At 32.1% G+C, this 13,228-nt stretch carries 13 protein-coding genes and 1 pseudogene; 2 read left to right on the forward strand and 12 right to left on the reverse strand.

All coding sequences use genetic code 11. The features are described from left to right. Positions 1-4 precede the first annotated feature (4 nt). Positions 5-442 (reverse strand): annotated as a pseudogene (gene rpsP / locus B5L73_RS06535) (30S ribosomal protein S16); the annotation flags it as partial. A gap of 12 nt (positions 443-454) precedes the next feature. Next, positions 455-1,813: a signal recognition particle protein gene (ffh, locus tag B5L73_RS00010; protein WP_085146534.1), complete on the reverse strand. Its 1,359-nt coding sequence runs from the start codon at positions 1,811-1,813 to the stop codon at positions 455-457. Positions 1,814-1,974: 161 nt separating this feature from the next. Between ffh and dapF the strand changes: the two genes are divergently transcribed. Continuing rightward, entirely contained in the window at positions 1,975-2,799 is an 825-nt protein-coding gene (gene dapF, locus B5L73_RS00015) for a diaminopimelate epimerase (RefSeq protein WP_085146536.1), read from the forward strand. Beyond that, positions 2,799-3,716, forward strand: a complete 918-nt coding sequence (gene ftsY, locus B5L73_RS00020; RefSeq protein ID WP_085146538.1) for a signal recognition particle-docking protein FtsY — start codon at positions 2,799-2,801, stop codon at positions 3,714-3,716. The genes dapF and ftsY overlap by 1 nt, the downstream gene beginning before the upstream one ends. On the opposite strand, the gene B5L73_RS00025 is transcribed toward ftsY, so the two are convergent. The 10 genes from B5L73_RS00025 to B5L73_RS00065 all read right to left on the reverse strand — a co-directional run bounded on the left by B5L73_RS00025 (position 3,709) and on the right by B5L73_RS00065 (position 13,198). Next, on the reverse strand, positions 3,709-4,272 hold the full coding sequence (locus tag B5L73_RS00025) for a hypothetical protein (protein ID WP_157101061.1): 564 nt from the start codon (positions 4,270-4,272) through the stop codon (positions 3,709-3,711). The genes ftsY and B5L73_RS00025 overlap by 8 nt on opposite strands. Before the next feature lie 49 nt (positions 4,273-4,321). Next, positions 4,322-5,140, reverse strand: a complete 819-nt coding sequence (locus B5L73_RS00030) for an alpha/beta hydrolase (protein ID WP_085146542.1) — start codon at positions 5,138-5,140, stop codon at positions 4,322-4,324. Next, complete coding sequence (locus B5L73_RS00035) at positions 5,124-6,029, reverse strand: DMT family transporter (protein ID WP_085146544.1); 906 nt, start codon at positions 6,027-6,029, stop codon at positions 5,124-5,126. The genes B5L73_RS00030 and B5L73_RS00035 overlap by 17 nt, the downstream gene beginning before the upstream one ends. Before the next feature lie 11 nt (positions 6,030-6,040). Next, on the reverse strand, positions 6,041-6,217 hold the full coding sequence (locus tag B5L73_RS06445) for a hypothetical protein (protein ID WP_198150117.1): 177 nt from the start codon (positions 6,215-6,217) through the stop codon (positions 6,041-6,043). Positions 6,218-6,221: 4 nt separating this feature from the next. Beyond that, positions 6,222-7,550 carry an amidase gene (locus tag B5L73_RS00040; protein WP_085146546.1) on the reverse strand — a complete coding sequence of 443 codons (1,329 nt, stop codon included), beginning with the start codon at positions 7,548-7,550 and terminating at the stop codon, positions 6,222-6,224. A gap of 6 nt (positions 7,551-7,556) precedes the next feature. Beyond that, entirely contained in the window at positions 7,557-8,918 is a 1,362-nt protein-coding gene (locus tag B5L73_RS00045; RefSeq protein ID WP_085146548.1) for a TRAP transporter large permease, read from the reverse strand. After that, on the reverse strand, positions 8,908-9,495 hold the full coding sequence (locus B5L73_RS00050; protein WP_445082223.1) for a TRAP transporter small permease subunit: 588 nt from the start codon (positions 9,493-9,495) through the stop codon (positions 8,908-8,910). Before B5L73_RS00050 ends, B5L73_RS00045 begins: the two co-directional genes overlap by 11 nt. Before the next feature lie 87 nt (positions 9,496-9,582). Then, a complete protein-coding gene (locus B5L73_RS00055) occupies positions 9,583-10,740 on the reverse strand; it encodes a TRAP transporter substrate-binding protein (protein ID WP_085146552.1) in 1,158 nt (385 codons plus the stop codon). A 118-nt stretch (positions 10,741-10,858) separates the two neighbouring features. Beyond that, positions 10,859-11,812, reverse strand: a complete 954-nt coding sequence (locus B5L73_RS00060) for a 2-hydroxyacid dehydrogenase (RefSeq protein ID WP_085146554.1) — start codon at positions 11,810-11,812, stop codon at positions 10,859-10,861. Between the two features lie 12 nt (positions 11,813-11,824). Then, entirely contained in the window at positions 11,825-13,198 is a 1,374-nt protein-coding gene (locus B5L73_RS00065) for an FAD-binding oxidoreductase (RefSeq protein ID WP_085146556.1), read from the reverse strand. Between the last annotated feature and the right edge of the window lie 30 nt (positions 13,199-13,228).

Here is a 13,228-nt window from a genome sequence, read left to right on the forward strand (position 1 = left end):
CCTCTTTTTTAGCTTCTGCTTTTGGAGCTTCCTCTTTTTTAGCTTCTGCTTTTGGAGCTTCCTCTTTTTTAGCTTCTCCAACTGGAGCAGCATCTGCCTTTGGAGACTCTTCCTTTTTAGTCTCTTCTGAACCTTCTTTTTTTCTATCTTTTTTTGGAATTGCTTTTTGTGGATTGTTTCCATTAGCAGGCATAGGCATCAATTCATTCTCACCTAAGATTCTAGCTACTCTTGTTGTAGGTTGTGCACCTTGACCAAGCCAGTATTTTATTCTTTCAGCCTCTAATCCAATTCTTTCTTTTTTTTCTTTTGGTAACAATGGATTAAAAAAACCAACTTTCTCTATAAATCTACCATCTCTAGCAAATCGACTGTCGGCTACAACAACCTTATAAACAGGTCTCTTTTTTGTGCCACCTCTAGATAATCTTAATTTTAACATTTACTCTCCTTTTTATTTTAATTGATTAAATAATTCTGGAGGTATTCCTTTATCAGACATACCTTTCAGATTTCCTTTTGACATCTTTTTCATCATTTCAGACATCATTTTAAATTGTTTTAACAATTTATTGATAGTGGCTGGATCAGTTCCTGAACCATTAGCAATTCTTTTTTTTCTAGAACCATCAATTATTTTTGGGTTCTCTCTTTCTTTTTTGGTCATTGATAAAATTATAGCTTCGTTTTTTGTAATAACACTCTCATCAATGCCCGCTGCATCCATTTGAGATTTAACCTTTGAAACTCCTGGCATGAAAGACATGATGCCTTCGATCCCCCCCATTTTTTTCATTTGTCTCAGTTGAGTTAAATAATCCTGCATAGAGAATTGTCCTTTTTTTAAATTTTCTTCTGTTTTTTTTATATTTTCTTCCCCAAGATCTTGTGCTGCTTTTTCAACAAGAGAAACAATATCTCCCATCCCAAGAATTCTATTTGCAATTCTGTCTGGATGAAAAACTTCAAGATTTTCAATCTTTTCACCAATACCTAAAAATTTAATTGGAACCTGTGAAACAAATTTCATACTTACAGCAGCTCCACCTCTGGCATCACCATCTGCTCTCGTTAAAATAATTCCAGATAAATTTACCGTATTAGTAAATTCTTTTGCTACTGATGCAGCTACTTGTCCAGTAAGCGAGTCAGCAACTAAAAACGTTTCTGCCGGTTTGATGGTATTTTCAATTTGTTTAATTTCACTCATCATCTGCAAATCTATCTGTGTTCTACCAGCAGTATCGAATAAGATAATATCTGCGCCATTCAAGTTTGCTGCATTAATTGCTCTTTGACAAATATCACTGGGTTGTTGACCTTCAATTATTGGGAGAGTTAATATGTTATTTTGTTCACCCAAGGATTTTAACTGCTCTTGAGCAGCTGGTCTGTAAATATCTAAACTGACCATCATTACTTTCTTTTTTTTTGTATTCTCTAAATATCTTGCAAGTTTAGCGGTTGTTGTTGTTTTACCTGAACCTTGTAACCCGACCAGCATCATTGGCACTGGTGGAACTGCATTTAAATTTACATCATTATTTTTTTCACCTAAAAGATTAACTAATTCATCATAAACAATCTTTACCACCATATCACCAGGTGATGTTGATCTAATGATTTCTTGACCTAATGCTTTTGGTTTAACCTTTTCAATAAAATCTTTAGCAACTTCAAGAGATACATCAGCTTCTAATAAAGCTTGTCTTATTCCTCTCAATCCTTCATCAACCTGATTTTCATCAAGTGATGGGGCTTTTTTTAGAGAGGAAAAAACTTCCTCAAATTTATTTGTTAAATTTTCAAACATATTTATTACACACAGCAGTAATCGCACTAGTGGGCGAACCCTCGCTGACTAGTGTCGATCTCTTTGTTTCCAAAGACACCGCAAATTTAATGTTTTTGCGGAAACTGCCACAAATTATAATAGAGGTTCAAAAAGTCAATAAATAAGTTAAATAACTATATATGGACATCAAAGCTTTTAAAATGGACGGATTGGGTAATGATTTTGTGATTATCGATAATAGAGAAAAAATTATCAATTTGACGAAAGATCAGATGGTTAAAATTTGTGACAGAAATTTTATTGGCTGTGATCAACTAATATTTATTGAACCAGATAGTTCTGCAGATGCAAGTTTAAGATTCTTTAATTCAGATGGAGGTGAGTCTGGGGCATGTGGAAATGGAACTAGATGTGTTGCAAATTTGATTTCAAATGAAAAAAATAACAAATTAATAATTTTAAATACGCTATCTGGAAAATTAAAATCTGAAATTTTAGAAAAAAAAATTGTTACAACAGAAATTGGTAAAGCAAAGTTAAAATGGAACGAAATACCTTTATCAAAAGAAATAGATACAAAGAACTTAAATATCAAAATTATTGATAAAAATAATAATGAGTACTCAGGTGGCACTGCAATTAATGTGGGTAACCCACATATAGTTTTTTTTGTTAAAACGATTGAAGATTTTGATATAGAAAAAATTGGCCCTGAGATAGAAAATCACAAAATCTTCCCAGAGAAATGTAACGTAACAATTGCTCAAATTGTTAATAAAAATTTGATCAAAGTAAAAGTTTGGGAAAGAGGAGCTGGTCTTACTAAAGCTTGCGGAACTGCAGCGTGTGCTACAGCATATGCAGGTAAGTTAAATAATCTTACAGAAAATAAAACTGATATAGAGTTTGCATCTGGAAAATTATCAATTTCAATAGATGAAAATAATTCTATTCACATGAAAGGACCTGTTTCCGATATTAAAGAAATACAGATAAAATTGTAATGGGAATCTTTGATAAATTTAAAAACGGATTTAAGAAAAGTGCATCAGCTTTAACATCTGGGCTTAAGGAAATAATTGTTAAAAAGGAAATTAATGATGAAAATTTAAATAAAATTGAGGAATTTTTAATTCGATCAGATGTGGGGGTTGAGGCTGCATCTGAGATAAAAGAAATAATTTCTAGAAAAAAAATTGATCCAAATAAAGATTTAACTAAAGAAATAAACTCTGTTTTAAATGAATATATAGTTTCTTTGATGAAACCTCTTGAAAATAAATCTTTTTTTGAGAAAAAAGAAAAACTTAATGCAACCTTAGTCTCTGGTGTGAATGGTGTTGGAAAAACAACGACTATAGGTAAAATAGGAAAAATATTGAAGACTAACGGAAGTAAAGTCATGTTTGCAGCTTCAGATACTTTTCGTGCCGCTGCGATTGAACAACTAGAAAATTGGGCAAGTAAAGTAGAAGTTCAAATAGTAAAATCATCTCAAGGAGCCGATCCCGCTTCAGTTGCTTTTAAGGCTGTAGATGAAGCTATTAAAAATAATTTTGATCAAGTTTTGATAGATACCGCTGGAAGACTCCAAAATAAAAAAAATTTAATGGAAGAATATAAAAAGATTGCAAATGTTACCAAAAAAATAGATCCCAACGCACCTCATAATGTTATTTTAGTTTTAGATGCAACCTCAGGACAAAATGTATTAAATCAAGTCGAAGAATTTAATAAAATCATCCCTATAACAGGTATCGTGATGACAAAATTAGACGGCACAGCGAAGGGAGGAATTTTGTTAGCGTTAGCAAAGAAATATGAAATTCCAATTATTGCACTTGGTTTAGGTGAAAAAGAGGACGACTTACAGTTATTCGAAGCAGAAAAATTTGCTGAGGCTTTTACGCAAATTAATTAATCAAATTGCTTGAGATCAAAGGTTTGTAGATATTACATTTATAATTGTCATCAAATTTATAGTGACCACAATCTTTAGAAAACGAGGAAATTATAAAATCGAACTTACCGGTGGTAGGATAAAGTTCTAGTTTTTTACTGATGATATCATATTTAAAATTAGCATTTAAGCTTTTCACTGCACTAATCATTACTAATGTTTTGTCATCTCTTAACAAATAATATGCAAAATCATCAGGAAATACTGGGAAATCATATTCTCGTAAAAAATATTTAGCTTGCGATGGAAACCACTCATAAGAAATTAAAGGTGAAGAAGACTTTGTTAAATGATTATAAATATAAAGATCTTTTGGATAATCATTTATATAATTATCATTTTCGCCTTTGGCTAAAATAGATTTTTCTCTACCTTTAAAATATAAGCTAAATTCTTTGTTGTGTGAATCCATATGATCTATATGAAATAAATCATCTGGTTGAAAAAATTCATCTTGTGAATAAACGTTGGTAATTAAAATAAAGAGTGAAATAAATAAAAAAGATAGTCTTTTCATTATCTCATAATAAAACTAAAATCTGAGGTATATTTGTTAATATTGTGGCTTAATTTAAACTTTTTAAAAATGAGCTAAGGGCTTTAATAAGGTTTTCATCATACTCCATCATATGATTGTCATGTTTTGTAAAATAAGAATATTTTGGTTCATTTGCTTTTTCATACATTTTTTTTCCCATAAAAAATGGAACTATTTGATCAGCTTCTCCATGCATTATTAAAATTGGAACCTTTATATTCTTAATTTTGCTTTTATTATCAAATTTATCTTTTAACAATAAACTTACAGGTATGTAGGGATAAAATGTTTTGGCTGCATCAATCATAGAAGTAAAAGGAGTTTCTAATACAATGCCAGCAAAATTTTTATTTTGTGACAAATGAGTTGCAACTCCAGTTCCTAATGACTCACCATAAATAACAATGTTTTCCTCTTTGACACCTTCTCTAACTAACCAATTTATTGCACTGCTTCCATCTTTATAAAGGCCTTTTTCAGATGGTTTTCCTTTATTGCCACTGAAACCTCTCCAGGCAATTATTAAAAAATTGACATCCATTTTATGGAAATGATTTAATTTATGAATTCTGTTTTCAAGAGAGCCGGCATTTCCATGAAAATATAAAACTGTCTTATATTTTTGTAAGTCTTTTTTATGAAACCAGCCTAGTAATTCAATATTATCCTCTGTATTTATTTTTACTTTTTCTATGGGGACTGATATTTGATCGCCAGAATAATTATTTTCATTCGGATGATACAATAAATTTCTCTGATAAAAATATAAAAAAACTAAGATTAAAAGATAAACAAAAATAACTATTTGAAAAAATAACAACAATTTATTCCTAAACTTTTTTAACATTTTTTTTCTTTGCTAAATATATGCCAAAAAACACTAAGATCGTTCCAATGAAATGATAATTTTCAAATTGTTCATCAAATAAAAAATACCCATAAATTGCACCATATACTGTAAAAACATAAAGAGTAAATCCCGTTAAAGATGCACCTAATTTTTTTTGAGCAACAGTATAAAGTGTAAAAGCTATTATTCCTGGTGAAATCGCAGCAAAAATTACCCAAAAATAAAATTCAGGTATAAAAACTGTTTCTTTATAAAATATTTCTTCACCGATATAGAATGGTAATAAACTTAAAGCACCAAAAAATGATATTAAAGTAAATCTCTCAAAAATTTTAAGTTCTGAATTCCAGTAAAACAAATAAATTGAATATAATGCCCATCCAATGGCGGCAGCCAACATCCATAGATCTCCAATAGTAAATTGTAGATTGATTAATAAATTTAAATTTCCTTTTATAATGATTGTAAATACACCTATTAAACATGCAATTAATCCAATTATTTTTGTGAAATTTATTTTTTCATGAAAAAAAAAGTATGAAATCAAAATTATGAACACAGGTGAAGATGTATAAATTATTCCCATATTTGTTACAGTTGTAGTTTCACCTGCTAAAAATGGAAAGGCCCCACATACACCACATCCCATTGAGCCCAAAAAAAATAATTTTTTATATTCTTTTTTAATGATCTTAAAATTTTTTTTTAATGTTATGTAAGTAAAAGGCAATAATATAAAAAAAACTAGTGTCCATCTCCAAAAAGCTAATGATATTGGAGGGACAAACTCAACACCACCTCTTGCTACAACAAGATTACTGGCCATAAAAATTGGTTGAATAAATAATAATGAAAATGAAAAAAAATTTTTTTTCGAATTATTCAATTTACGATTAATTAACTTTTATCGAAGAAGGCTTCGTAAATCATCATTATGATAGCAGCACCCATTAACAGATAAACAGGTAATACATCTAAAAATCCAATCATCATTGATCTGGTAAGAGTAGTTGCTAGACCAATTAAAAAGAAAACAGCAAATGATAAACCTATTATTGTTGTTATTTTATTCATTAAGTTATTCTTGACACTCCTTTTCTAACCAATTGGCAACACCTAAAAATCTATGATCGTCATATTTGTTACCAATTAATTGTACTCCTAATGGTAGATTATTTTCACCCTCAAGTAAAGGGAGCGAAATACATGGTGTGCCTAGATATGACCAGACTTTGTTAAATTCAGCTGTTCCAGTACTCTTTAATCCTTTAGGTGCAACGCCAGGACTAGAAGGGGATAAAACTCCATGATAATCTTCAAACACTTCTTCATATGACTCGTAACTTCTTTTCATAAAATCAATTGCTTCAGCATATTCTTTTGCGGTGTATTTATTTCCATTTGAAATAGCATCCTGCATATACTTAGAAAGCTTCTTTTTAAATTTTTTAAAATAAACAGAAAAATTATTAGCCAAGTCTGTTTCGTGAATAATCTGGTGATATTTATGTATATCCTTAAAGTAGGAGGGAGTATCAAATATCTCAATATTTTTTTTAAAAGATTTGATGAAATATTCAAAAGACTCTCGTGATTTTTTATCAATTATTTTCCAATGATCAGTTTTATAAAAAATAAATTTAGGTTCAAAAATTGGACCTTTCTTCGTTTCAGATAAAATGTTTTCCGTCGAATAATGAATCGTAGCTGCATCATATTTATCTTTCTTTATTAACACCTTTGCTAACATAGCCACATCTTCAACTTTACGTCCAAACATACCAATTTGATCTAGGCTATATGAAGTTCTTAAAACCCCGTTTCTTGAAATAAGCCCATAACTTGGTTTATAACCGACAACACCACAATAAGATGCTGGTCTAATTACTGATCCTCCTGTTTGAGAGCCAATAGAAGCTGGGGCCATAAAGGAAGCAACCGAAGCTGCAGATCCGCTAGATGAACCACCTGGTGTTCTATTTTTATCGTGAGGATTAGTTGTTGCTGGAGGCCCTAAATAGGCAAGTTCTGAGGTTGCTGTTTTGCCCATAACAATTGCTCCTGATGCATGAAGCAAATCTATTATTTCAGCGTTTTGAGAATATGATTTTCCTTTCCTAATTACAGTCCCGCATTCTGTGGGCATATCAACAGTACCAATAATATCTTTTACTGCAATCGGCACGCCATGCAATAGTCCAACTGGTTTTCCTGATCTTCTATGATCATCAGCCTCAGTTGCTTTTTCTAATAAAACCTTTTTATCAAAATGAGCCCAGGCTTTTACATCTTTTTCAAACATGTTAATTCTCTCTATATATTTTTCACAAACTTCAACTGATGTAAGTTCAGCGTCTTTAATTTTTTTTGCTAATTCCTCGAGACTTAAAGAAAATATATCTGTCATTCAAAATTAATTTGCAAATAATGTCTCTGGTAACCAAAGTGCTATTCCTGGGAACCAGTACATTAAAACCATCGCTAATATCACAATAGCTAAAAATGGCATTATGCCTCTAAATATATCCATCAATTCAACATTTCTAGACTGAACACCTTTCAAATAATAAGCAGACATTGCCATTGGAGGCGTTAAAAATGATGTTTGTAAATTTAAAGCAATCAACATTGCAAAGAAATATGGATTTACTCCAAAAAATTCTACTAATGGTAAGAAAATTGGTACAAAAATAATTAATATTTCAGTCCACTCTAACGGCCATCCCAATAAAAAAATAATTATTTGAGTAATAACTAAAAACTGCCAAGGTTGGAGATTTAAAGATTTAAAGAAATGTTCAAACACTTCATGACCACCTAAATATGAAAATACTGAAGCGAAGGTCCAAGAACCAATGAATAACCACATTATCATTGCAGTTGTTTTAGCTGTTAAAAACACTGACTCTTTAAAATTCTTCCATTTCAATGTTTTATAAAAATAAGATAACACTAATGCTCCAAATGCTCCTACAGCTGCTGCTTCTGCTGGAGTAGCAATACCTGCAAGTATCGTACCTAGAACTAAAATGATTAATGAAAACAAAGGTAAAAATGAAACTAAAACTTCTTTCATAATTACTGCGGTAGGGGGTATCTCCTCAGCTGCTGGTCTTGGAGCTATTGATGGATTTAACCAAGCTCTGAAAACTGCATAACCAATGTAAAGTCCTGCCAACATTAATCCTGGAAATATAGCTGCTGCAAATAATCTTAATGGAGACAATTGTGCAATTACTGAATAAACAATCAACATAATGCTAGGTGGTATCAAGATCCCTAAACATCCACCTGCACAAATAATTCCAGATGCAAATTTTTTATCATATCCTGCTTTAACCATTGCTGGCCAAGCTAAAAGTCCCATTAAAGTTACTACCGCACCAATAATACCAGTTGCTGTCGAAAATAATGTGCAAGTTATTAAGGCTGCAACTGCCATAGATGCAGGAAGCCTGTGTGAAGCTAATCGTATTGCAAAAAACAATTTTGCAACTATTCCTGCTCTCTCAACTAAATATCCCATAAATAAAAAGAGTGGGACGGCGGTCAAAACATTATTATCCATTACTGTATAGGTATTCTGAACAAAAAGTTGAAAAATCCTATTATCAAATAGGTGTTCCATTTTTGTCGGATCAAAATAAGCGTAGTATCCAAAACCTAACCCCATTGCCATTAATGTGAATGCTATTGGGAAACCTAACAAGACTGCAAATAAAAATATTCCCATCATTAAAATTGCAACTTCGGGATTTGTTAAACTAAATAACATCGTCGGTATTACCTTTCTGTGCAGTTCTCATTAACAATTTTTCTGTTTCTTCTGCATCAGCAGAATCTCTAACTGGCCAACTGCCAGTTTGAATACAAATAATACATCTAAAAACTTCACTAACACCTTGAATAGTCAAGAGCGCCCCTGACAACGGTATTAAAGATTTTGCCATATAAATTTGAATTTGAGCTGGACTGTTCCAACTTGTCTCTTTTATTTTCCAAGCCAACGCTGCATACTCATAACCATAAAAAGCTAAAGCAATAACGCCAGGAAAAAAGAAAATAAAGTATAAAACTAAATCAATATACGCTTGTGTTTTTTGGGAGAATAATCTGTAAATTACATCTCCCCTAACATGTGCTTCAGTTGAAAGCGTATAAGCACCAGCCATCATAAATATAGCACCATACATCTGAAGACTAAAATCAAAATTCCATAAAGTAGGAGCATTAAGTGCATACGCCATAAAAACTTCGTAGCATGTTCCTCCCATCAAGATCACTATGCACCATGAAAAGGCTTTACCCATCGAGATACTTAATCTATCTGAAAATTTTATAAATGATCTCATCATAAATAAAGACTTTTATTGAATTGTCTTGAATTAATCAAATAAAAAGGGGGCCGAAGCCCCCTCATTAAAATTTATAAAAGTTAATTATATCTTAACTTTTCCAATTGGACCAAACTCATTTTCATATGCAAGTTTGTAATTAGGCTGATTCATCAGCAAGTACTTCATTACTCTCTTCGCATAAGCTTTTTGAGAATCAACAATTTTCTTAAAGAAAGGATCTTTCTTATTAAAATCGCCAATTACTTTGTCCCAACCTTTTAACTGTTGAGCCAAAATCTCATCTGAAGTTTGGTAAACATTTACTTTATGCTCATTCATCAACTTAGCTAAGTCAGCTGAGTATCTTACTAAAGCTTTAAAGTAGTTATCACTGTTTGCAGCGTAAGCAGCATTTTTCAATATTGCTTGGTGCGCAGGTGATAAACTATTATATGTTTTTTTGTTAACTGGTATCTCAAACATCTCTTGAGATTGGTGGAAGCTTCCTAAGTGATAGTGCTTAGAAACGTCTTGCATACCAAATTGAGAGTCTGAAGTTGGGTTGTTAAACTCAGCAGCTTCAATCAAACCAGTTTTCATAGCTGGCTGAATTTCACCACCTGGTAATTGTCTAACTACCATTCCCATTGCAGTCAAAACGTTAGTCGCTAGACCAACTGTTCTGTACTTCATACCTTTAACATCAGACACTTTAGTTACGTTCTTTTTGAACCAACCAAAAGGCTGTGCTGGCATAGGCATATGGAAAAAACCAATGTAATCGAAACCTACTTTTGCAAGTGTTTCATCATACAGTTTTCTTCCTCCACCATACTCCATCCATCCCATAACTTCTTGAGATGACATACCGTATGAAGGACCAGTTCCAAATAATGATGCAGCTGGATTTTTACCATACCAATATGCTGTCACCCAGTGACCCATATCTACTACACCAGAACTTACTGCTTGTCCGATTTCTGAAGTCTTTACGACTGCTCCAACTGGTTGAAGATCAATCTTAAGTGTACCTCCAGACATCTCATCTACCATTTTGCAGTAGTCACCGGCCATTTCAAAAAAGATGTTTGCTCCACTTGGCCATGCAGCTTGCATCTTTAAAGTTTTATGACCTCCAGCAGTTGCTATGTTTGGCATTGCAACGGCAGCTGCAGCTACAGCGCTAGCTTTTGCAGCAGTTTTAAAGAACTTACGTCTTGAAGATGTTTTCACCTTCAATGATTTATTTTCTTTCGTCATTTTTACTCCTATTAAAGTTAATTAACTCATCTAATTTAAGCACAGAATCTTTTTAGAGTCTTTCCAAAAAATGGGGTAGATGTCGCAGAATTTGAATTAATTTCAATCTGAAGTAGAATTAGTTGACTTTATTTATGCAGTTTCCTGTCTTAAAAAACTCATCAATGTTGTCTATCGCAAGGTTTGCCATTGCAATTCTAGTATCTTTAGTTGCGCTGCCTAAGTGAGGTAAAATAAAAGCTGATTTAATCTTTAAATACCCTGGATTTAAATTTGGCTCATTTTTATAAACATCGAGTCCTACAGCATAAATTTTTCTTCTATTAAGTGCATCTATCAATGCATCATCATCAACGATATCACCTCTTGCGACATTAGTTATGACTGCACCTTTGGGGAAATACTCAACTGTCTCTTTATTTATCATATTTTCTGTTTCTTTTGTTGCTGGACAACAAATAGATAAAACATCAGAAACTGAAAAAAGACTTTTTAAATTGTCGTGGTAAATAGCACCTTGCTCTTTATCTTCGCTTAATTTTGATCGGTTATGGTAGTGAATAATCATTCCTAATGATTTAGCAATCCTTGCAATTTTTTGACCAATTCTACCCATCCCTAAAACCCCAAGTCTTGTGCCTGTCAATTGTTTGCCGATTAAATAATCTGCAGACCATTTCCATCCACCCTCTCTAGCAGACTCAATTCCTTCTGCTGCTCTTCTGCAAGCTCCTAATATTAATAAAATACCAATCTCTGCTGTTGCATCTGATAAAACCTCAGGTGTATTAGTTACTGCAATTCCTCTTTTTTTGGCAGCTTCCAAGTCTATATTTCCGAAACCAACTGCAAAATTTGAAATAATTTTTACTGTGTCTGGTAATTTGTTTATAGTTTCTTTATCCATCTTATCTGTAAGGGACGACAAAATACCATCACAACCTTGACTCATCTCTATAACTTTTGATTGTGAATATAATTCATCATTAGAATTGAATATCGGATTAAATGTTTTAGAAGCTTTATCCTCACTTTCTTTGATTAGTTTTCTTGTAATCAAGATTTTTTTCATAAAATATTTTTGTTAATTGAGATCAAATATCTTACCTGGATTCATTATATTATTTTGATCAATACTTCTTTTGATCAATTTCATAACAGGGATGTTGTCTCCATGCTCCTTTAAAAGATATTCTTTTTTATGAAGGCCTACACCATGTTCTCCTGTAATCGTCCCTTTAAGCTCTAAGGCCTTTTTTATTAATAAATCATTAAATTCTCTTATCTTTTTATACATTTCTTTTTTTTCAGGATCAAAAGGTAACAATACATGAAAGTTTCCATCCCCTAGGTGGCCTACCATTGGAGCTCTAAGTCCAAACTTTTTTGCTTGTTCCTCTGCATAATTTACACATTCAGTTATATTTGAAATAGGTAAACACACATCTGTTGAATAAACTCTTCCATTATTTATTAAGGCTTTTACAGAATAGTAAACGTCCCATCTTGCTTGCCAGAGTTTATTTCTTTCCTCTAAATCTTTTGCCCATTTAAAAGAGCTTCCGTTATTATCTTTAGATATTTCCTCAACTATTTTGATATTTTCATTATTAGATAATTCAGATCCATGAAATTCAAAAAATAATGTCGGCGTTTCCTCAATATCTTTTAATTTTGAATAATTTATGCTTATTCCCATTTGATCTTTATTTAACATTTCAATTCTTGCGATTGGCACACCGTACTGAATAACTTGTTGTGCAGTTTGTACTGCTTTTTCTAAAGTTGGGAAGTGACAAACAGCTGACATTATACTCTCTGGTATGGGAGAAAGCCTCAATTGAACTTCCGTTATAACGCCTAAAGTTCCCTCAGAACCAATGAATAAATTAGTTAGATTATATCCTGCTGAGGTTTTTTTTGTTCTACCTCCTGTGTTGATAATATCTCCATTAGGCAAAACAACAGTCAGACCGGTAATTACAGTTTTCATTGTACCGTATTTTACAGCCATTGTTCCTGAAGCTGATGTCGAAGCCATGCCTCCGATTGCTGCATTAGCACCTGGATCAATTGGAAAAAAGACACCATCCTCTCTAAGATATTCATTTAATTGTTCTTTTGTAACACAGGCTTGCACTCGACAATCAAAGTCCTCAGCATTAACAGTTAAAATTTTATTCATTTTTTCAAGACTTATGGTTATCCCTTTTTCATTTCCAACCACATTACCCTCTAAAGAGGTACCTGTACCAAATGGCACCACAGGAATTTTATGTTCATTACATAATCTTAATATTTGAGAAACCTCCTGATTAGTTTCTGGGAATACTACAGCTTTTGATAAAATTGGATCATAAGTATCTTCACCTCTGGCATAATTTGTTCTCGTAGATACAGAAGTCGAAAATCTTCCATTAAAAATTTTTTTTAACTCAGCTTGTACTTGATCGTTCATAAAAGTTGATATTAATAAATAATGCTAAAA

Source organism: Candidatus Pelagibacter sp. RS39, from assembly GCF_002101315.1.
Lineage (GTDB): Bacteria > Pseudomonadota > Alphaproteobacteria > Pelagibacterales > Pelagibacteraceae > Pelagibacter.